A 19868-nucleotide genomic window follows, 5' to 3' on the forward strand; every position below is an offset into this window, starting at 1 on the left:
GGGAGGCCGTCCGGGTGCCCGCGCCGTGGTGCCCCTCGCAGGTCGTACGACCAGGAGGCCTCCGTACATGACCGCCAACCGCATTTCGCTCTCCCAGCTGGAGCGAGGCATCCCCTTCGAGCAGCGCCACATCGGCCCGGATGCCGAGGCGCAGGCGAAGATGCTCGCTCAGGTGGGCTACGGCTCCCTCGACGAGCTCACCGCCGCCGCGGTGCCGGATGTGATCAAGACCACCGCCGCGCTGAACCTGCCCGAGGCGCGGACCGAAGCCGAGGTGCTCGCCGAGCTGCGTCAGCTCGCCGACCGCAATCAGGTCCTGTCGTCGATGATCGGCCTGGGTTACTACGGCACCTTCACGCCGCCGGTGATCCTGCGCAACGTCATGGAGAACCCGGCCTGGTACACGGCGTACACGCCGTACCAGCCGGAGATCTCCCAGGGCCGTCTCGAAGCCCTCCTGAACTTCCAGACCGTCGTCGCCGAGCTGACCGGCCTGCCGACCTCCGGCGCCTCCCTGCTCGACGAGGGCACGGCGGCCGCCGAGGCCATGACCCTGGCCCGCCGCGTGGGCAAGGCCAAGGGCAACGTCTTCCTCGTCGACGCCGACGCGCTGCCGCAGACCATCGCGGTGATCGAGACCCGCGCCGAGCCGATCGGCATCGAGGTCGTGGTCGCGGACCTGTCGGACGGGATTCCGGCCGAGATCGCCGAGCGCGGCGTCTACGGCGTGCTCCTGCAGTACCCGGGTGCCTCCGGCGCCGTGCGGGAGATCAAGCCGGTCATCGAGCAGGCGCACGCGCTCGGCGCCATCGTCGCCGTCTCCGCCGACCTGCTCGCCCTGACCCTGCTGACCTCCCCGGGTGAGCTGGGCGCGGACATCGCGGTCGGTACCACCCAGCGCTTCGGCGTCCCGATGGGCTTCGGCGGACCGCACGCCGGCTACATGGCCGTCCAGGCCAAGCACGCCCGCTCGCTGCCCGGCCGCCTCGTCGGCGTCTCCGTGGACGCGGACGGCAACAAGGCCTACCGTCTGGCGCTGCAGACCCGTGAGCAGCACATCCGCCGCGAGAAGGCCACCAGCAACATCTGCACCGCGCAGGTGCTCCTCGCCGTCATGGCCGGCATGTACGCCGTCTACCACGGCCCGGACGGCCTGCGGACGATCGCGCGCCGCACCCACCGCTACGCCGCCCTGCTCGCCGCGGGCCTGACGGCCGGCGGGGTCGAGATCGTGCACGGCGCCTACTTCGACACGATCACCGCGCGGGTTCCGGGCCGGGCCGCCGAGGTCGTGGCCGCCGCCCGCGAGGGCGGGGTCAACCTGTACCAGGTCGACGCCGACCTGGTCTCCGCCTCCTGTGACGAGACCACCCTGCGCGCCGACGTCGACGCGGTGTGGGCCGCCTTCGGGGTGACCGCGGACCTGGAGGCGCTCGACGCCACCACGGCCGACACGCTTCCCGAGGGGCTGCTGCGCCAGGACGCGTACCTGACCCACCCGGTCTTCCACCAGCACCGGTCCGAGACGGCGATGCTGCGCTACCTGCGCAAGCTCTCGGACAAGGACTACGCGCTGGACCGCGGCATGATCCCGCTGGGCTCCTGCACGATGAAGCTCAACGCGACCACCGAGATGGAGTCGGTCACCTGGCCCGAATTCGGCCAGGTGCACCCGTTCGCCCCGGTCGAGCAGGCCGAGGGGTACCTCACGCTCATCACCGAGCTGGAGGAACGTCTCTGCGAGGTCACCGGCTACGACAAGGTCTCCATCCAGCCGAATGCCGGCTCCCAGGGTGAGCTCGCCGGCCTGCTGGCCGTCCGCGCGTACCACCGGGCGAACGGCAACGAGCAGCGCACCGTCTGTCTCATCCCGTCCTCCGCGCACGGCACCAACGCCGCGAGCGCCGTGATGGCCGGCATGAAGGTGGTCGTGGTCAAGACCGCCGACGACGGCGAGGTGGACGCGGACGACCTGCGTGCCAAGATCGAGCAGTACCGCGACGAGCTCGCCGTGCTGATGATCACGTACCCCTCCACGCACGGTGTGTTCGAGGAGCACGTCGCCGACATCTGCGCCCAGGTGCACGACGCCGGCGGTCAGGTCTACGTGGACGGCGCCAACCTCAACGCCCTGGTGGGCCTGGCCAAGCCGGGTCACTTCGGCGGCGACGTCTCGCACCTGAACCTGCACAAGACCTTCTGCATCCCGCACGGCGGCGGCGGCCCGGGCGTCGGCCCGGTCGGTGTCCGGGCGCACCTTGCCCCGTACCTGCCCAACCACCCGCTCCAGCCGACCGCCGGTCCCGAGACGGGCGTCGGCCCGATCTCGGCCGCTCCGTGGGGCTCGGCCGGCATCCTGCCGATCTCCTGGTCGTACGTGCGCCTGATGGGCGGCGAGGGCCTCAAGCGCGCCACCCAGGTGGCGGTGCTCGGTGCCAACTACATCGCCAAGCGCCTGGAGCCGCACTACCCGGTGCTCTACACCGGCCCGGGCAACCTGGTCGCGCACGAGTGCATCATCGACATGCGCCCCCTGTCGAAGGCGACGGGCGTGAGCATCGACGACATCGCCAAGCGCCTGATCGACTACGGGTTCCACGCGCCGACCATGTCCTTCCCGGTCGCCGGCACGCTCATGATCGAGCCGACGGAGTCCGAGGACCTCGCCGAGATCGACCGGTTCTGCGACGCGATGATCGCCATCCGCGCCGAGATCGAGCGGGTCGCGGGCGGCGAGTGGCCGGTGGACGACAACCCGCTGGCCAACTCCCCGCACACGGCGGCGGCGCTGGGCGGCGAGTGGAACCACCCGTACACCCGCGACGAGGCCGTCTTCCCGGGCGGGGTGTCGGCCGCGGAGAAGTACTGGCCGCCGGTGCGCCGCATCGACGGTGCCTTCGGCGACCGGAACCTGGTGTGCTCCTGCCCGCCGCTGGACGAGTACGACAACTGATGCGGTGACGTGGCGCCGTGACATGACACGGTGACATGACGAAGGGGCCGGTCCGGGAGTTCTCTCCTGGGCCGGCCCCTTTCGTTGCGTCGGCGGCTAGGCCGCCTTCATCACCTGCGTCGCCGCGAGGGCGCGGTGCGGGGCGATGATCTGGCCGTCCGGCAGCAGCTCACCGGTGTCCTCGAAGAGCAGGACGCCGTTGCACAGCAGGCTCCAGCCCTGTTCCGGGTGAACGGCCACGGGGTGCGCGGCCTCCCGGTCGGCGGAGTCGGCGGACGGGCATGCTGGCTTGTGCTGGCACATGGATGCGTTCTTTCGCTGCGGTGTGGTCTGTGTGCTGCGGCTCGATGCGTTGGTCATGGCCGCCCCCCCGTATCAACGACTTGGCTCGGTCAGAGTCCCCAGTGTTCCCCCACGACCTAGTGTCCGGAGGGATTTCCCGGCAGCTGTCCTCATAGATTGATGACGCATCACCCGTGCGGGCGGTTCAGGTCAACTCCCCTGTCATTTCGGGTGGTTCGTTGGGGGCCCGAGTGGGCTAGGCCGAATGGGCAGAACCGGCCATGGGCCGGATCAGGCGGCCGGCGCGGCCATGGAAGGCGGGACCGGGGGCGCCGTCGGCGTGAGCCGATGGGTCAGTACGGGCAGCAGTTCGGACACGGGGTGCGGCCGGTAGGCCGCGATGCCGGGCGGGGCGGGCGCCAGGGGGACCAGGAGGTCGGCGGCGGCCGGCAGTCCGGCGGAGGCGTCGGCGCCCACCGATCCGTGCAGCCACAGGGTCAGCATGTAGAGCTCCGGCACGGACAGCAGCCGCGGCTGGTAGTTCTTGCCGAGCGATTCGGCCTGGCGCAGCGCGCGTTCGGTGGCGGCGACGTAAGGGCCCTCGAAGAAGTGGGAGAAGACCCACCCGTCCGGGGTCAGCCGGGTGTCGGCCGCCGCGACGTAGCGGTCGCCGCTGCGGATCAGGAACCGCCAACCGGTCAGGCGGGTGCGCGGCGGCCTGCCCCCGGCGGTCAGGCCGGAGACGTGCAGCCGGTCCAGGACGTGGACGGGCAGCGGCAGTTCGGCGGTCATCGGCCCCTGGAGGGCGCGCAGGGCCGGGGTGTGCGCCTCGTGGACGGCGGTGGGGGAGCCGAGAGCCGCGAGGACGCTGCGCAGGGCGGGCGCGGGAGCCGGAGGGACGTGCAGCGGCATGGTGGGTCGCCTCTCGCTTGGGAGACCTGTGGAACGGGGCGGGTGCGGGGTGCGGACGGCGCTGTCGCATTCTGGGGTCAGAGGGGGGCTGAGGGGCAATGGCCGCGCGCCAACTCTCTGCCTCGCATGCGGAGTTTATCTGACATGTGTTCACGCAGTGTTTCGGCTAGCTGTCCCGCCTATTGCCGACAAGGCGCTTACCGGTCCCGCTGACGTGGCATTCATGCCGGGTGCGCGCAAAAGTTCCGCGCTGACCTCGGAGGTTACCGGATGGGGGCTCGGCTGAAAAGCATCGGTTATCGATAACCGGCAAGGTCTACGCTGTATTTGCGCAAGGGTGCTTGCCAGGTGAATGTGCCAAAGCGCCTGTCGGCCAAACCGGCGCGCGCTCCCCGCCAGTCACGCCCCTTCCGCGTTATCGATCACGCCGCCGGGGCATCATCGACCGTAACGTGCGCCTGGGGGCGGATCCATTCCACGCCCGCCAGGCCCAGTCGAGGAGGGACGCTCCGATGGGGGAGAAGGTCGTGGCGGGCGGATTCGACCTGTCCGATCGGCAACGGTACCGGAGGAAGCTTCACGAGTGCCTGGAGGTACTGGAGCGACTTCTGGAGGAGAAGAGGTTCGATCGCCCCAAGAACATGATGGGGCTGGAGATCGAATTGAATCTCGCGGGTGCCGACGGGTTGCCGAGAATGGTGAATGCGCAGGTCCTCGAACGTATTGCGAGCAATGATTTCCAGACCGAGCTGGGAATGTTCAACCTGGAGGTGAACGTCCTCCCGCACCGGCTCGGTGGCCGGGTATTCGACCAGCTCGCCGAGGAACTGAGCGCGGGTCTCGGCTATGCCCACCGGCAGGCGCTGGAGGTCGACGCCGGGGTGGTCATGATCGGAATTCTGCCGACGATCTCCCGCACCGACCTGGTCACCGCCAACCTCTCGGCGGTGGACCGCTACTCCCTGCTCAACGAGCAGATCCTGATGATGCGGGGCGAGGACTTCGTGCTCGACATCGAGGGGGTCGAGCGGCTGACCTGGACTTCCGGGTCGATCGTGCCGGAGGCCGCCTGCACCTCCGTGCAACTGCACCTGCAGGTGACCCCGGCCCGGTTCGCGGACGTGTGGAACGCGGCCCAGGCGGTGGCGGCCGTACAGATAGCCGTCGGCGCCAACTCGCCCTTCCTGTTCGGGCGGGAGCTGTGGCGGGAGTCGCGGCCGCCGCTCTTCCAGCAGGCCACCGACACCCGGCCGCCCGAGCTCCAGGCGCAGGGGGTGCGCCCGCGCACCTGGTTCGGCGAGCGGTGGGTGGACTCGGCGTACGAGCTCTTCGCCGAGAACGTCCGCTACTTCCCGGCCCTGCTGCCGATCTGCGACGAGGAGGAGCCGCTGCGGGTGCTCGCCGAGGGCGGGGTGCCGAGCCTGCAGGAGCTGGTGCTGCACAACGGCACCGTCTACCGCTGGAACCGGCCCGTCTACGGGGTCGCCGACGGGGTGCCGCACCTGCGCGTGGAGAACAGGGTCCTGCCCGCCGGCCCGACGGTGGCCGACGTCGTCGCCAACGCGGCCTTCTACTACGGGCTCGTACGGACGCTCGCGGACGAGCAGCGCCCGGTCTGGAGCCGGCTGCCCTTCGCGGAGGCGGAGGCCAACTTCGACGCGGCCTGCCGCTACGGCATCGACGCCCGGCTGCGCTGGCCGCGCCGGGGCCGGGGCGGGGGACTGGCGAGCGTGCCCGCGATCCGGCTGGTGCTGGAGGAACTGCTGCCGATGGCGGCCGCCGGACTGGACGCGTGGGGCATCGAACCCGCCGACCGGGACCACTACCTCGGCATCATCGAGGAGCGGTGCCGGCGCCGGGTGAACGGAGCCACCTGGCAGGTGGACACGTACCACCGGGCCCTCGCGGGCGGTCTGGAGCGGGACGCGGCGCTGGCCGCGACCACGCGCCGCTACAGCGAGCTGAGTCACCGCGGCGATCCCGTGCACACCTGGCCGGTGGGCCTGGGGGGTGGCGCCGCGGCGGCCGGACCGGCGGCCGCCGGCTGATCCCGGCACCTTCCGGTACGTTCCGTCGGGTTCAGCCGCCCGCACGGTCCCGCCCGGTGATCCCGTTGCCCCGTGGAGGAGGCAGTATGGGGTGATCGGGGCGGGACGCCCCGCGAGATGTCGCAGCCGAGATGTCGCGGCGGTGGCGGGACGGGAGACGGGCGTGCGGACGGAGCCGGAACCGGTGGTCGGGGAGCTCGAACTCGGCGAGGGCCTGAAGGAGCGCAGGATGCTGCGCTCCGAGACGCTGCTCGTGCTCGCGCTGTCCCTGGGCGCGAGCGGCGTCTCGGCGCTGATCAGCTTCATCGGCTCGCTGACCAAGCCTGGTGGGCTCAAGGACCAGGCCGCCACGCTCAACGGCTCGTACGCCCCCGGGCGGCCGTGGCTGGACCTGGCCTGGCAGCTGTTCGGCATCGCGAGCGCCCTCGTCCCCGTCCTGCTCGTCGCGCACCTGCTCACCCGTGAGGGCGCACCCGGGCTCAAGGTGCTGGGCTTCGACCGCACCCGGCCCTGGTGGGACCTGGGCCGGGGCGCGCTCGTCGCCGCCGGCATCGGCAGCGCGGGACTGGCCTTCTACCTGGGGGCCCGGGCGACCGGCTTCAACCTCACGGTGGTGCCGGAGGCGCTGCCCGACGTGTGGTGGAAGTTCCCCGTACTGATCCTCTCCGCGGTGCAGAACTCCGTGGTGGAGGAGGTCATCGTGCTGGCCTACCTTCTGCGCCGGCTCGACCAGCTCGGCTGGTCGCCGATGGCCGCCCTGCTCGCCAGCTCCGTGCTGCGCGGCTCCTACCACCTCTACCAGGGCATCGGCGGATTCATCGGCAACGTGGTGATGGGCGTGGTCTTCGTCCTCGCCTACCGCCGCTGGGGCCGGGTCGGCCCGCTCGTCGTCGCGCACGCGCTGCTCGACATCGTGGCCTTCGGCGGGTACGCCCTGCTGGCGGGCAAGGTGGGCTGGCTGCCCACCCCTTAGGCCGTCCGCGCGGATTCCTGCGGTGCGCTGAGCAGCTCGCCGTCGACGACCGTGACCGCGCGCCCGATCAGCAGCGTACGGTCGCCCAGCAGCCGCACCCGGACGAGGCCGGTGCGGGCTCCGCCCTGGAGGCCGACCAGCTCCGTGCGGCCCAGCCGCCGCGCCCAGAAGGGGGCCAGGGCGGTGTGGGCGCTGCCGGTGACCGGGTCCTCGTCGATGCCGACCGCGGGGAAGAAGCCGCGCGAGACGAAGTCGTAGCCGCGGGAGGGGTCTTCGGCCGCCGCGGTCACGATGATCCCGCGCCGGGAGTAGCCGCGCAGGGCGGCATGGTCCGGCGTGAGCTCCCGTACGGTCCGCTCGTCGGCCAGCTCCACCACGAGGTCCCCGATGTGCTCGGAGGTGTCGTGGACCGACTTCGCCGTGGCGCCCAGCGCGCGCTCCACGGCGGCGTCCGGCTCGACCTCGGTCAGGGAGGAGGTCGGGAAGTCCATGACCAGGGACCCGTCCTCGGCGGCCGTGACCTTCAGGATTCCGCAGCGCGCCGAGAAGCGGACCGTCCCCGTCGTGAGGCCGCCGGCGGCCAGGACGTGGGCGGTGGCCAGGGTCGCGTGGCCGCACATGTCGACCTCGGCGGCCGGGGTGAACCAGCGCAGCGCCCAGTCGGCCTCACCGCCCGGCGGGAGCGGATGGGCGAAGGCGGTCTCGGAGAGGTTGACCTCGGCGGCGACCTGCTGGAGCCAGGCGTCCGGAGGGAATCCGCCGTCGAGGAGCAGGACCCCGGCGGGGTTGCCGCCGAAGGGGCGGTCGGTGAAGGCGTCGACGATTCGGATGCGCATGTCACCGACCGTAGGGACGCGGCGGAGCCGCCTGCAAAGGCCAATTCGGGATGACTGGACTGGCTACTGCCAGTCGGAGCGGACCGGGGCGGTCGCGGGTGTTCGTTGAGAAAGTTTCCGATATATCGTTGACGCATCGCGATGGGTCAGTGATAGTAGAAACATCGCAACAGCGACAACGAGATGCCGATGACGAAAGGAGCGCAGTCATGCGTTCACACGGACAGCACGGACACGACCACGGACATGAGCACGGACGGGGTCACGGCCACTGCGGGCCGGACCGTCGGGAGGAGTTCCAGGGGCGGCGTGCCGCCTTCGGGCCGTTCGGGCCGCCCTTCGGCGGCGGGCCCTTCGGTGGGCGCGGCGGGCGCGGCGGACCGCGCGGCCGGGCCCGGCGGGGTGATGTGCGCGCCTCCATCCTGGCGCTGCTCGCCGACCGGCCGATGCACGGCTACGAGATGATCCAGGAGATCGGCGAGCGCAGCGGCGGGGCGTGGAAGCCCAGCCCGGGGTCGGTCTACCCGACCCTGCAGCTCCTGGAGGACGAGGGCCTCATCACCAGCGCGAGCGAGGGCGGCAAGAAGCTGTTCACGCTCACCGACGCCGGCCGTACCGAGGCCGAGTCCGGCCCGGACGCTCCCTGGGAGCAGGCCGGCCGCGGCTTCGACTTCGAAGCGATGAACGAGGTCCGGACGGCCGGATTCGGCCTGATGGAGGCCTACGGCCAGGTCTTCAAGACCGGCACTCCCGCGCAGCGGGAGAAGGCCCTCGCCGTCATCAACGACGCCCGCAAGAAGCTCTACCTGATCCTGGCCGACGAGCACTGAGTGCGCGTCGGCGGGACCTCCCGCACCACATGACGGCGCGCCCCGCGAGGTTTCTCGCGGGGCGCGCCGTCATGTGTGTGTGGGTGCGTGTGCGTACGGACCTGCCCGACCGGGACCGGTGCTCAGGCGACCAGGCCGGAGAGCTTGCGGAGCGACTCGTTCAGGGCGGCGGTGGCCGAGTCCTTGAGCTTGCCCGCCATGAGGGAGACCGCGGCGCCGGTGAACTCGCCGTCGATGCGGACCGTGGTGGCCCCGCCGTCCGGGATCAGGGTGTAGCGGGTCAGGACGGCCACGCCCATCGGGCCCTTGCCGGTGATCGCGAAGACGCGCTCGTCCTCCAGCTCCGAGACCGTCCAGAGGACCTCGGCGGGGAAGCCCATCATCTTCATGTTCTCGGCGAAGGTGGAGCCCACCGCGAGGGTCTCGGGGCCGCCCTTCGGGAAGTTGGTGTGGGTCATGCTCCACTGGCCGTAAGCGTCCCAGTCGGTCAGCTGGGACCAGAGCTTCGCGGCGGACGCCTCGATGCGTGATTCCGCGGTGACTTCAGCCATGCGACCACCCCTTCTCGTCAGGTACGTGCGGCGGAAGGTAGTCCCGGCGGACGCAACATTCAAGACTGACGACCTGTCAGATATTGGGGAACGGGGCGGAGGAGGAGCCGGCCGGTGTCGGGTCGGTCTCGGGAGTGTCTCAACAGGTGTCACGGTCCCGTCGCTCCTGACCGACCCTGCCATGATGTCCGAATGCAAGCGTCAGGGAGACATGCCGGACTGGGCCTCGCCCTCGTTTCGGCGATCGCGTTCGGTGGTTCGGGTGTGGCGGCGAAGCCGCTGATCGAGGCGGGTCTGGACCCGCTCCACATGGTCTGGCTCAGGGTGGCCGGGGCTGCGCTCGTGCTGTCCCCGCTGGCCTGGCGCCATCGCGATCTCGTACGCCGCAAACCCCTGCTGCTCGCCGGTTTCGGGCTCGTCGCCGTGGCCGGGGTCCAGGCCTTCTACTTCGCCTCGCTGTCCCGGATCCCGGTCGGTGTGGCCCTGCTGCTGGAGTACCTCGGCCCGGCGCTGCTGCTCGGCTGGATCCGCTTCGTGCAGCGCAAGCCCGTGACCCGGGCCGCCGCGGCCGGCGCCGCCGTGGCCGTGGTGGGTCTCGCCTGCGTGGTGCAGATCTGGGCCGGGCTCAGCCTCGACCTGCTCGGCGTGGTGCTCGGTCTCGCGGCCGCCTGCTGCCAGGCCTTCTACTTCGTCTTCGCCGACCAGGGCAGCGACGGGGACGACGTGCCCGACCCGATGGGCATGATCGCGTACGGCATGATCGTCGGCACCCTCGTGATGACCGTGATCGCCCGGCCCTGGCGGATCGACTGGCAGGTGCTGGGCGGCGAAGCGGCGCTCGGGGACCTGATGGTGCCCGCGCCGCTGCTGCTCGGCTGGGTGGTGCTGATCGCGACCGTCTTCGCGTACCTGACCGGTGTGGTCTCCGTACGCAAGCTGTCCCCGCAGGTCGCGGGCGTGGTGGCCTGCCTGGAAGCGGTCGTGGCGACCGTACTGGCCTGGGTCCTGCTCGGTGAGCACCTCTCGACCTGGCAGATCATCGGCGGCGCGCTGGTGCTGGGCGGGGCCTTCATCGCGCAGACCTCCCGGCAGATCCCGCCCGGGGTCGCGGAGCCGGTGGCCGCTCTGGACCGCGATCCGAGCAAGGTCTAGGCTCTCGATCATGCCGTCGACCGTGCTTCCGCCTCCCGCCGCCTAGCGCGGGCGGCTGCCACCACGTAGGAGAACCCGGCCCGGGCCGTGACCCGGGCGGATTCGCGCTGCCCGCGAAGCGATGACCTGCTCCTTTCATCCTTCACGCACGCGCGGAGACCTCTCGTGTCGATCCATTCGGACCCAACGCCCGCCACCGGGCGCAGCCTGCTCTTCCTCGTCATCGCCGGAACCGCCTGGGGTACGGCGGGGGCGGCGGCCTCGCTCCTCTACCTCGCCAGTGACCTCGGCCCGCTCGCCCTGTCCTTCTGGCGGTGCGCGGGCGGGCTGGCGGTGCTCCTCGCGGTGCTCGCCGTACGCCGTCGCCCGCGGGGCGGCGCCGGCAGGGCGGGCGCCGTCCGGAAGCGGGCCTCGGTGGGCTCGCTGATCGGGACCGGGCTGATGTTCACCCTCTTCCAGTCCGCGTACTTCGCCGCCGTGCGCGAGACGGGCCTGGCCGTGGCCACCGTGGTCACCCTGGGGTCGGGGCCCGTGCTCATCGCGCTCGGGGCCCGGTACTGGATGGGGGAGCGTCTCGGCCGGGGCGGGATCCTCGCGGTCGGCGGGGCGCTGGCCGGGCTGGCCGTACTCGTCCTCGGCAGCGGCGGCGGCGAGGTGCGGCCGCTAGGTGTCGGCTGGGCGCTGCTGTCGGCCGCCGGCTACGGGGCCATGACCCTGCGGGCCAGGCTGCTCGGGCGGCGCGGTACCGGCGGGGACCCGCTGGTCACCACCGTCTGGTCGGTCGGGGTGGGCACGGTGTGCCTGTTGCCGTTCGCCCTGCTGGAAGGGCTGATGCCGCACACCGCGGAGCCGGTCCGGGTGCTCTGGCTGCTCGCCTACATGGCCACCGTGCCGACCGCGCTGGCCTACGCGCTCTACTTCAGCGGGGCCGCCGCGGTGCGGGCCGCGACGGTGTCCGTGATCATGCTGATCGAGCCCGTCGGCGCGGCGGCGATCGCCGTCCTGGTGCTCGGGGAGCGGCTGACCGGGCCGGTGGCGCTGGGAACCGTACTCCTGCTCACGGCCGTGGGGGCGCTGATCGCCGCCGAGTCGCGGCGCCCGGCGGACACCGGCAACGCGGACACGCCGAAGGGCGGGCCGGAGGTCCGGCCCGCCCTTGCCGGCGAGGCTGCCGTCAGAGTGCGGTGACGTAGTCCGGGACGGCGATGCCCGCCGCGAGGTTGTCGGCCGGGACGGGGATCCCGTACGCCGGCGCGACCGGGACCACGCCCGACCAGAACGGCAGCCCCAGGTCCTCGGGGTCGTCGTTCGGCCCGCCCGTACGGAGCTTCGCGGACACCTCGTTCAGGTCCAGGCGGATCACGGCCGTGGCCGCGAGCTCCCTGGCGTTCGCAGGCCGCGAGTCGGCCGAGCGGCCCGGGACGACCTGGTCGACGATGGCGTCGAGGGCGATCCCGCGCTCCTGCGGGTCGGTCACCTGGTAGGCGGTGCCCTGCACGACCACCGAGCGGTAGTTGAGCGAGTGGTGGAAGGCGGAGCGGGCCAGGACCAGGCCGTCGACGTGCGTCACGGTGAGACAGACCGCCAGCCCCGGGTCGGCCTTGCCGGCCGCGAGGAGGGGGCGCGAGCCCGTGGAGCCGTGGATGTAGAGGGCCTCGCCGACCCGGCCGTAGAGGGTCGGCAGGACCACCGGGGCGCCGTCGCGGACGAAGCCGAGGTGGCAGAGGTAGGCCTGGTCGAGTATCGAGTGCACGGTCTCGCGGTCGTAGCGCGCGCGGTCGCGGGACCGGGTCGGGACGGTACGTTCGGTGGGCGCGTACCCTGCGGCCTGCTCCTGGAAGGGTGCGGTCGCGTCCGCCGCCGCAGCCGTCGACGTACCCGTGGTGGTCTCGGGGGCAGGTGTGGCGCTCATCGTGCGGACTCCGTTGTATTAGTGCATACTTAGCTTTGTGCTAGGAGAGTATCTGATCATCGGGCGGCGCGCATCGGAAATCGCCGCGAGTGTGGAAGCGGGCGTCGCCTCGGGCGCGCTCGCGCCGGGAGCGCTGTTGCCGCCGATGCGGGAGCTCGCGGGCGTGCTGGGGGTGAACCCCAACACCGTGGCCGCCGCGTACCGCACGCTGCGCGAACGCGGGGTCATCGAGACCGACGGACGGCGCGGCAGCCGGGTGCGGTCCCGCCCGGCGACCGCGCCGCGCGACCAACTGCGGATGGACGTCCCGGCAGGGGTGCGCGACATCGCCTCCGGCAACCCGGACGTGCGGCTGCTGCCCGCGCTGGACGCCGCACTGGCGGGCGCTGCGCGCCGTTACGCCGCGGAGCCGACGCTCTACGGCCACGACCCGGTGGTTCCCGAGCTGGCCCGGCTCGCCAGGGCCGCCTTCGACGCGGACGGGGTGCCCGCCGGGGAGATGGCGGTGACCTCGGGCGCGCTGGACGGCATCGAACGGGTACTGGCCGCGCACCTGCGGCCCGGAGACGCGGTGGCGGTCGAGGACCCGGGGTGGGGGAGCGTGCTCGACCTCGTCCCGGCGCTGGGGCTGCGGGTGCTGCCGGTGGCCGTGGACGACGACGGACCACTGCCCGACTCGGTGGAACGGGCGCTGGCGCAGGGGGTCCGGGCGCTGCTCGTGACGGCCCGGGCGCAGAACCCGACCGGGGCGGTGGTGAGCGCGGAGCGGGCCGCGGAACTGCGGGCGGTGCTCGCCGGGCATCCGGACGTGCTGGTCATCGACGACGACCACGGCCACGGCATCGTGGACCTGCCGCTGAACGCGCTGGCGGGCGCGACCCGCCACTGGGTGCTGATCCGCTCCACCGCGAAGGCGTACGCACCGGACCTCAGGCTCGCCGTGCTGACCGGGGACGGGGTCACGCTCGACCGGGTCCGGGGGCGGCAGCGGCTGGGCCCCGGTTGGGTGAGCAGGCTGCTGCAGTACACGGCGGTGGAGCTGTGGCAGTCGGGAGCGGTCGACCATGCGGCGGTCGCGCGGTCCTACGGCGAGCGCCGGGACGGACTCGTCGCGGCGCTCGCCCGGCGCGGGGTGCACGCGCAGGGGCGGAGCGGGATGAACGTGTGGGTGCCCGTCGCCGAGGAGACGGCGGTGGTGACGCGGCTGCTGGGCTCGGGCTGGGCGGTCGCTCCGGGGGCCCGCTTCCGGGTGGAATCCGGTCCGGCCGTGCGGATGACCATGTCGACGCTCTCCCCGGCGGACGTACCGGGGCTGGCGGAGGCGGTGGCCTCGGCCGTGCGCCCGGCGGCCGGGGGGCGGCTGGACTGACGGCGGGGTGCGGCGGCGGCCCCGCCCTGGTCCGAAGGGCGCGTCTCAGCGGCGCCGGGTCTGGGTGAGGGCCGCGCCGGCCAGGACCACGGCCGCGCCCACCGGGGTGTTCCAGTGGAGCTGTTCGTCCAGGAGGAGGACGCCCGCCGTCGTCGCGATGACCGGGATGAAGTACGTGACCATCTGCGCGGTGGTCGGGCCGATCTCCGTGACCAGGCCGTACTGCATCTGGAGGGCCATGCCCGTGCCCAGGGCGCCCAGGGCGATCACCGACAGGGTCGGCCAGAGCGGGAACGAGGCGGGCGTGGAGGTGAACAAGGCGCTGACCGCCGCCAGCTGGAGGGTCGAGACCAGGAGCTGGGCGCCGGTCAGGGCGACCGGGGAGCCCGGCGTCGAGGCCAGGGTACGGCGTACGTAGATCCAGCCGATCGGGTAGCAGAGCGCGGCCAGCAGGGCGAGCGCGGTGCCCTTGGCGTCGAGACCCGAGAAGCCCTGCCAGGCGCCGAGGACGGTCAGGACGCCGAGGAAGCCCAGGCCCAGGCCGGCGAAGCGGCGGCGCGTCGGGCGGTCCTCGGACAGGGCGACGAGGGACAGGGCCATGCCCCACAGCGGCGAGGTGGCGTTGCAGATGCCCGCCAGGCTGGAGGGGATGCTCAGTTCCGCGTACGCGAAGAGGGAGAACGGGGCCGTGTTGAGCAGCAGCGCGGCCACCGACAGGTGGGCCCAGGTGCGCCGGCCCCGGGGGAGCGGTTCGCGGCGGATCAGCAGCACGGTGAGCAGGGCGAGCGCGCCGAAGAAGACCCGGCCGAGGGCCACCTGGAACGGGGCGTACGCCTCCGTTCCCACCTTGATCAGCAGGAAGCTGAAGCCCCAGATGACCGAGAGGACCGCGAAGCGCAGGCGCCAGTCCAGCCGGGCGGTGGCGGGAGCCTTCGCGGTGGGGACGGGACCCGGGGCGCGGGTGGTGGCCGGGGACAGGGGCGGGGTCGGGGTGCTGGGTGGAACCGGGGTGCTGGGGGCGCTCATGACAGCAACCTTGGCCCTCGCGACCTCGTAGGACAAGCGAAAGTTGTTGAGGGTGACGTCGTAGGATCGCTTACATGTTGAACCTGGAGCGGCTGCGCACCCTCGATGCCCTCGCCCGCCACGGCTCCGTCAGCGGTGCCGCCGACGGGCTCCACGTCACCACCTCCGCCGTTTCCCAGCAGATGGCGAAACTGGAACGGGAGGTCGGCCAGCCGCTCCTGGCCAAGAACGGGCGCGGGGTCCGGCTCACCGATGCCGGCCGGCTCCTCGCCGAGCACGCGGCCCGGATCATCTCCCAGGTCGAGCTCGCCCAGGCGGATGTCGAGGCCCGGCGCGGGTGTGCGGTCGGCGAGCTGCGGATCGGAGCCTTCCCGACCGCCATGCGCGGGCTGCTGCCCCAGGTCCTGGCGGAATTGCGGGCCGAGCACCCCGAACTGCGGCCCCGCGTACGGGAACAGGAGCCGGAGGAGAGCATGACCGCCGTGGTGCGGGGCGATCTCGACTTGGCCCTGGCCATCGACTGGCACAACAAGCGGATGCCCGTACCGGCCGAGCTCACCCGGGCCCACCTCCTGGACGACTCCATGGACATCGCGGTGCCGGCGGGGCATCCGCTGGCCGGCCGCGACGGGGTCCGCCTGGCCGAGTTCGGAGCGGACGACTGGATCTCCTGGACCGAGGGGCAGTTCTGCCACGAGTGGCTCGTCTCCACCCTGCGCGGTACCGGCATCGAGCCCCGGATCGCGCACATCGCCGAGGAGCACCACACCCAACTGGCCTTCGTGGAGGCCGGGCTGGGCGTGTGCGTGGCCCCCCGGCTGGGGCGCGGACCCGTGCCGCCGGGGGTTCGGCTGCTGCCGGTGCGCGACAGCGTCCGGCGCCACGTGTACGTCGTCTGGCGGGCCGACGCCGACCGCAGGCCGTCGATCCGGGCCGCCGTCGAGGCCTTGAAGAGAGCGGCCTCGGCCTCGGCCGCCGCTGCCGCCGCCGGAGGGGAGGGCAGGGCGGCCGGCGGGACGGGAGGCTAGATCTTGCGGAAGTCCCAGGACACGATCGAGTCCGGGGTCAGCCGGATCCAGGCGTGCCGTCCGTCGTGCGGCATCTCCGTGATGCCGAAGTTCTTGACGGGGAACAGGCGCTCCGGCTCCGCGAGTTCCTCGCACGGCTCCCCCGTACGGGGGGCCTCGCCCACGAAGACGGCGGTGCCGGACAGTTCCACCCCGCGCAGTTCGTCGTAGGCCTCGCCCGAGTCCACGACCACCGAGATGCGGGGGTCCTTGCGGAGGTCGGACCAGCGGCGGCTTCGGGTGATCGAGTACAGCCACAGGGAGGTGCCGTCCCAGACGAACCAGAGCGCGCCCACGTGCGGACGCCCGTCGGGGGAGACCGTGGCCACCCGGCAGGTGCGCTGCTCGCGCAGGAAGTCGTCCGCCTCCTCGGCGGTCATCATGATGCGGCGCCCCCGCCGCTGCGCCCGGTCCGCGGTCGTGCCGTCCGCGAGTGTCCTGTCCGTTGGTGTGCCGTCCACCGGTGTCCCGTCCATATGGTCCGCGCCCCTTCACATCTGACTATGTGTCAGGAATCATGCGTGCTCTTCCGTCGCCACGCCAGGGGGAGCCATGGCCGATCTCGATCCCGCCACCACCGCACTGCTCACCGTCGAATGCCAGAACGGCGTCGTCGGCGAGGAGAGCGCCCTGCCGGAGCTGGCGAAGGAGGCGCGGGACTCCGGCATGCTGGACCGGGTCGCCGCGCTGGTCGAGGCCGCGCGGGGGGCCGGGGTGCAGGTGCTGCACGCGGTCGCCGAGCGGCGGCCCGACGGGCTCGGAGCCAACAGCAACGCCAGGCTGTTCCGGGCTGCGGAACGGCTGCCGGTGCGCCAGCTGACCGGCAGCCCGGCCGTGGAGGTCGCCGCGCCCATCACCGTCGCCGAGCAGGACCTCGTGGTCCGCCGTCTGCACGGCCTCTCCCCGATGGCAGGCACCGACCTGGACGCCCTGCTGCGCAATCTCGGCATCCGCACGCTCGTCGTCACCGGGGTCTCCTCCAACATCGCGATCCCGAACACCGTCTTCGACGCGGTGAACCTCGGCTACCGGGTCGTGGTCCCTTCCGACGCCATCGCGGGGGTGCCCGCCGCCTGCACCGCCGAGGTGATCCGCAACTCCCTCTCCCTCGTCGCGGCCATCACCACGGCCGAAGCCCTCCTGGCCCAGTGGGCGCCGGGGCGCTGATCTCCGTAAACCGCGGGAAACAGGCGGTTTCCGGGAAGGTCCGGTAGTCGCGGCGGCGTAGAGCGAGAACCTTGTCGCGGCAGGCGGGACGCGTAGCGTGTTGGGGAGCGGAATCCGCACGCCGTGTGCGTGACGGCCCACGGGGAGGGAGCGGGGCGCTCGTCCGGCGGCCGCCCCTTCCCCCGACGGCGGCGGATCGAGGTCTGTGCGCACATGACCAGTCATCAAGTGCAGTTGCTACTCCTGGACATCGCGCTGATCCTGGTGCTCGCCCGCGGGCTGGGTGCGCTGGCCGTCCGCGTCGGCCAGCCGCCCGTGGTGGGTGAGATCCTCGCCGGGATCCTCCTCGGTCCCACCCTCCTGGGCGACGCGGCCGCGGGCCACCTGTTCCCGGCCGACGTGCGGCCCCTGCTGGCGGGCCTCGCGAACGTCGGGGTCGCGCTGTTCATGTTCGTCGTCGGTCTGGAGCTGGAGCACCGCTTCCTGCGGGGCAGGGTGCGGGCCGCCCTCGGAGCGGCCCTCGGGTCGACCCTCGTGCCGTTCGGCCTCGGCGCCCTCCTCGCCCTCCACCTGCTGCGCAACCACCCCACCGAACAGCGCGCCGCGTTCGTGGTGTTCGTGGGACTGTCGGTATCGGTGACCGCGTTTCCCGTCCTCGCCCGGATCCTCGTCAGCCGGGGGTTGTCCCGTACGGCGATCGGAGGCCTCGCACTGGCGACGGCGGGGGTAGTCGACGTCGTGGCCTGGTCGGCACTCGGCGGCGTGCAAGCGCTGGCCGGCGGCGCCGCGGACTACTGGCTGGTGGCCCTGCTGATCCCGTTCGCGGTACTGCTGCTGGCCGTACGGCCCCTGCTGCGCAGGGTGTTCGCTCCGGGAGGCATCGAAAAGCCCCTCACCCAGACGATCCTGGCCCTCGTGATCGTCGGGGCCCTCCTCTGCGCGGCGGCCACCGAAGCGATGGGGACGCACTACATCTTCGGCGCCTTCCTGTTCGGTGCGCTGATGCCGCGCGAGGGGGTGGGCGTGCTCCGCGAGCAGATCCTGGAACGCACCGGGCAGATCACCTTCGTGCTGCTTCCCGTGTACTTCGTGGTGGCGGGCCTCAAGGTGGATCTGCGGGGCGTGGGGATCGAAGGACTCGCCGAGTTCGGAGCCATCCTGCTCGTCGCCATCGGTGGGAAGCTCGGCGGCACCTACCTGGGTGCGCGCTCGCAGGCCCTGTGCAAGGGGGACTCCGCCACCCTGGCGGCCCTGATGAACACCAGGGGCCTGACCGAGCTGGTCGTCCTCGGCGTGGGGCTGGAACTCGGCTTGCTGGACGGCTCGTTGTATTCCTTGATGGTCGTGATGGCCCTGGTGACGACGGCGATGACGGGGCCGCTGCTGTCACTGATCGGCGCCAAGGGCGCCGCGGAGCCGGACCCGACTCCGACTCCGACTCCGGCCCCGGCTCCGGCCCCGAAGCAGAGGCAGAGGCCGAGTCGGATGCCGACGGCGACCCCGACCCCGACCCCGATCTCGGGTGCGCCGGGCGGAGGGCCCGCGGAGGGTGCCGGCGGCGCGGTCCGGGGGAGCCGTGCGCCTGGCGGGGCCGGGAGCGCCAGGTCCGTTTCCGGCCCCGATGTGTAGTGTGGCGACATGAAGGCGGAGACCTTGCGAGGCAACCTGGAAGGCATGCTGCTGGCGGTTCTGGAGCCCGGAGAGCAGCACGGCTATGCCGTCATCGAAGAGCTCAAGCGGCGCAGCGGTGACGCGATCAACCTGCCCACGGGGACGGTCTATCCGGCCCTGCACCGGCTGGAGGCCGCGGGGCTGGTCGGCAGCGAATGGGCGACCGTCAACGGCCGCCGCCGCCGCAACTACTTCCTCACCAACGCCGGACGCCGCGCCCTGGCCGACAAGCGCACGGCCTGGCGGGAGGTCTCCTCGGTCATCTCGGTGGTGCTCGGGGGCGGGGCGTGACGGAAGCGGCGGTCCTGCGGCGGTACACGGCCCGCATCGCCGAACACCTCGTCGGACCGTCCGCCAGGCGGTCGGCGATCCTCGACGAGGTGCTGGACGGCCTGGAGTGCGCGACCGAGGGCAACCTGGAGCACTGTCCCGACGCCGAGGAGGCCGCGCGGCGCGCCGTCCGGGAGTGGGGTCCGCCCACCGAGGTGGCCCGGGCCTACAACGACGCCACCCTGCGGATCAGTGCCAACCGCCTGTCCGCGCGTGCCGTGTGCGCGCTGCCGCTGCTGGCGGCGACCTGGGCGTCCGCGATGCTCGGGGGCCCGGCCGGCCCCTGGGCGTACCGGCATCCGCCGTTGCTGCTGCTGGGGCTGTCGATCGTCGCGTTCGGCTGTGTGCTCTCCCTGGCGGGCGCCGTCTCCGGGCTCCGCAAGGGCCGCGGCATCGAGGCGGCGGACGTCCGGCGGGACCGGGGGGTCACGACCGGGACGCTCGCGGCCCTCATCGGACTGCTCTGCGTGCTGGGCGCGCTGATCCTGCTGATGCTCAACCGCGGCCTGAGCCATCCCGAGTCCCTGGACTGGCCGATGGTTTCCGTCGCGACGGCCCTGACCCTCCTGGCCGGCGGCTACTTCGGGCTGGCGCTGAACCGTTTCCTCTCGGTCATGCGGGGAGTCGGCCCCTTGTAGCCTCCGCGCTCCACAACGCCGCGCAACACCATGATCGGAGCCCCCGGCGGGGGTGGCATCCACGGACGGATGCCACCCCCGCCGGGGGCTCTTCGCGTTTCCCGGCGGGGGGCGCGGCCCGTGCAACTTCCCTGTGGGGCCGTGGCCTTGT

Annotated in this window: 19 protein-coding genes; 12 read left to right on the forward strand and 7 right to left on the reverse strand. The window is 72.2% G+C overall.

Annotation, left to right across the window (positions count from 1 at the left end; all coding sequences use genetic code 11):
* The first annotated feature begins 67 nt into the window (after nucleotides 1–67).
* Nucleotides 68–2953, forward strand: coding sequence for an aminomethyl-transferring glycine dehydrogenase (gcvP, locus tag ACFYM0_RS00065; protein ID WP_388495154.1), 2886 nt, complete (start codon nucleotides 68–70; stop codon nucleotides 2951–2953).
* A 96-nt stretch (nucleotides 2954–3049) separates the two neighbouring features.
* Here the strand turns inward: gcvP and ACFYM0_RS00070 are convergent, their stop codons facing one another.
* Both ACFYM0_RS00070 and ACFYM0_RS00075 read right to left on the reverse strand, forming a co-directional pair.
* Nucleotides 3050–3256, reverse strand: coding sequence for a DUF5999 family protein (locus ACFYM0_RS00070; RefSeq protein WP_327251645.1), 207 nt, complete (start codon nucleotides 3254–3256; stop codon nucleotides 3050–3052).
* A 270-nt stretch (nucleotides 3257–3526) separates the two neighbouring features.
* Nucleotides 3527–4147 carry a hypothetical protein gene (locus tag ACFYM0_RS00075; RefSeq protein WP_388495155.1) on the reverse strand — a complete coding sequence of 207 codons (621 nt, stop codon included), beginning with the start codon at nucleotides 4145–4147 and terminating at the stop codon, nucleotides 3527–3529.
* Nucleotides 4148–4659: 512 nt separating this feature from the next.
* Here ACFYM0_RS00075 and ACFYM0_RS00080 point away from each other — a divergent pair.
* Together ACFYM0_RS00080 and ACFYM0_RS00085 are read left to right on the forward strand one after the other, a co-directional pair.
* Nucleotides 4660–6195 carry a glutamate-cysteine ligase family protein gene (locus ACFYM0_RS00080; RefSeq protein ID WP_388495156.1) on the forward strand — a complete coding sequence of 512 codons (1536 nt, stop codon included), beginning with the start codon at nucleotides 4660–4662 and terminating at the stop codon, nucleotides 6193–6195.
* Nucleotides 6196–6424: 229 nt separating this feature from the next.
* Nucleotides 6425–7168: a CPBP family intramembrane glutamic endopeptidase gene (locus tag ACFYM0_RS00085; RefSeq protein ID WP_266913286.1), complete on the forward strand. Its 744-nt coding sequence runs from the start codon at nucleotides 6425–6427 to the stop codon at nucleotides 7166–7168.
* Here ACFYM0_RS00085 and ACFYM0_RS00090 read toward each other — a convergent pair.
* A complete protein-coding gene (locus ACFYM0_RS00090; protein WP_388495157.1) occupies nucleotides 7165–8004 on the reverse strand; it encodes a PhzF family phenazine biosynthesis protein in 840 nt (279 codons plus the stop codon). The two genes, ACFYM0_RS00085 and ACFYM0_RS00090, sit on opposite strands and share 4 nt — an antisense overlap.
* Nucleotides 8005–8213: 209 nt before the next feature.
* On the opposite strand from ACFYM0_RS00090, the gene ACFYM0_RS00095 reads away from it, so the two are divergent.
* Nucleotides 8214–8834, forward strand: coding sequence for a PadR family transcriptional regulator (locus ACFYM0_RS00095; RefSeq protein ID WP_388495158.1), 621 nt, complete (start codon nucleotides 8214–8216; stop codon nucleotides 8832–8834).
* Between the two features lie 122 nt (nucleotides 8835–8956).
* Here the strand turns inward: ACFYM0_RS00095 and ACFYM0_RS00100 are convergent, their stop codons facing one another.
* A complete protein-coding gene (locus ACFYM0_RS00100) occupies nucleotides 8957–9385 on the reverse strand; it encodes an SRPBCC family protein (RefSeq protein ID WP_266910679.1) in 429 nt (142 codons plus the stop codon).
* A gap of 192 nt (nucleotides 9386–9577) precedes the next feature.
* Between ACFYM0_RS00100 and ACFYM0_RS00105 the strand changes: the two genes are divergently transcribed.
* Entirely contained in the window at nucleotides 9578–10537 is a 960-nt protein-coding gene (locus ACFYM0_RS00105; RefSeq protein WP_388495159.1) for a DMT family transporter, read from the forward strand.
* Between the two features lie 165 nt (nucleotides 10538–10702).
* Nucleotides 10703–11725 (forward strand): DMT family transporter, encoded by a 1023-nt coding sequence (locus ACFYM0_RS00110; protein ID WP_388495160.1) that lies wholly within the window; start codon nucleotides 10703–10705, stop codon nucleotides 11723–11725.
* Here the strand turns inward: ACFYM0_RS00110 and ACFYM0_RS00115 are convergent.
* Nucleotides 11712–12449 (reverse strand): pyridoxamine 5'-phosphate oxidase family protein, encoded by a 738-nt coding sequence (locus tag ACFYM0_RS00115; RefSeq protein WP_388495161.1) that lies wholly within the window; start codon nucleotides 12447–12449, stop codon nucleotides 11712–11714. The two genes, ACFYM0_RS00110 and ACFYM0_RS00115, sit on opposite strands and share 14 nt — an antisense overlap.
* Before the next feature lie 37 nt (nucleotides 12450–12486).
* Between ACFYM0_RS00115 and ACFYM0_RS00120 the strand changes: the two genes are divergently transcribed.
* Nucleotides 12487–13818, forward strand: a complete 1332-nt coding sequence (locus ACFYM0_RS00120; RefSeq protein ID WP_388495162.1) for an aminotransferase class I/II-fold pyridoxal phosphate-dependent enzyme — start codon at nucleotides 12487–12489, stop codon at nucleotides 13816–13818.
* Nucleotides 13819–13863: 45 nt separating this feature from the next.
* Here the strand turns inward: ACFYM0_RS00120 and ACFYM0_RS00125 are convergent, their stop codons facing one another.
* Nucleotides 13864–14844, reverse strand: a complete 981-nt coding sequence (locus tag ACFYM0_RS00125) for a DMT family transporter (protein WP_388495163.1) — start codon at nucleotides 14842–14844, stop codon at nucleotides 13864–13866.
* Between the two features lie 74 nt (nucleotides 14845–14918).
* Between ACFYM0_RS00125 and ACFYM0_RS00130 the strand changes: the two genes are divergently transcribed.
* On the forward strand, nucleotides 14919–15872 hold the full coding sequence (locus ACFYM0_RS00130; RefSeq protein ID WP_388495164.1) for a LysR substrate-binding domain-containing protein: 954 nt from the start codon (nucleotides 14919–14921) through the stop codon (nucleotides 15870–15872).
* On the opposite strand, the gene ACFYM0_RS00135 is transcribed toward ACFYM0_RS00130, so the two are convergent.
* On the reverse strand, nucleotides 15869–16294 hold the full coding sequence (locus tag ACFYM0_RS00135; protein WP_388495801.1) for a pyridoxamine 5'-phosphate oxidase family protein: 426 nt from the start codon (nucleotides 16292–16294) through the stop codon (nucleotides 15869–15871). The genes ACFYM0_RS00130 and ACFYM0_RS00135 overlap by 4 nt on opposite strands.
* Before the next feature lie 169 nt (nucleotides 16295–16463).
* Between ACFYM0_RS00135 and ACFYM0_RS00140 the strand changes: the two genes are divergently transcribed.
* The 4 genes from ACFYM0_RS00140 to ACFYM0_RS00155 all read left to right on the forward strand — a co-directional run bounded on the left by ACFYM0_RS00140 (nucleotide 16464) and on the right by ACFYM0_RS00155 (nucleotide 19717).
* On the forward strand, nucleotides 16464–17078 hold the full coding sequence (locus ACFYM0_RS00140) for a cysteine hydrolase (RefSeq protein ID WP_388495165.1): 615 nt from the start codon (nucleotides 16464–16466) through the stop codon (nucleotides 17076–17078).
* Nucleotides 17079–17291: 213 nt separating this feature from the next.
* Entirely contained in the window at nucleotides 17292–18707 is a 1416-nt protein-coding gene (locus ACFYM0_RS00145) for a cation:proton antiporter (protein WP_388495166.1), read from the forward strand.
* Nucleotides 18708–18716: 9 nt separating this feature from the next.
* A complete protein-coding gene (locus tag ACFYM0_RS00150) occupies nucleotides 18717–19040 on the forward strand; it encodes a PadR family transcriptional regulator (RefSeq protein WP_388495167.1) in 324 nt (107 codons plus the stop codon).
* Nucleotides 19037–19717, forward strand: coding sequence for a hypothetical protein (locus tag ACFYM0_RS00155; RefSeq protein WP_388495168.1), 681 nt, complete (start codon nucleotides 19037–19039; stop codon nucleotides 19715–19717). Before ACFYM0_RS00150 ends, ACFYM0_RS00155 begins: the two co-directional genes overlap by 4 nt.
* Nucleotides 19718–19868 lie beyond the last annotated feature (151 nt).

It is taken from the genome of Streptomyces sp. NPDC006487 (assembly GCF_042870555.1).
Taxonomy (GTDB): domain Bacteria; phylum Actinomycetota; class Actinomycetes; order Streptomycetales; family Streptomycetaceae; genus Streptomyces.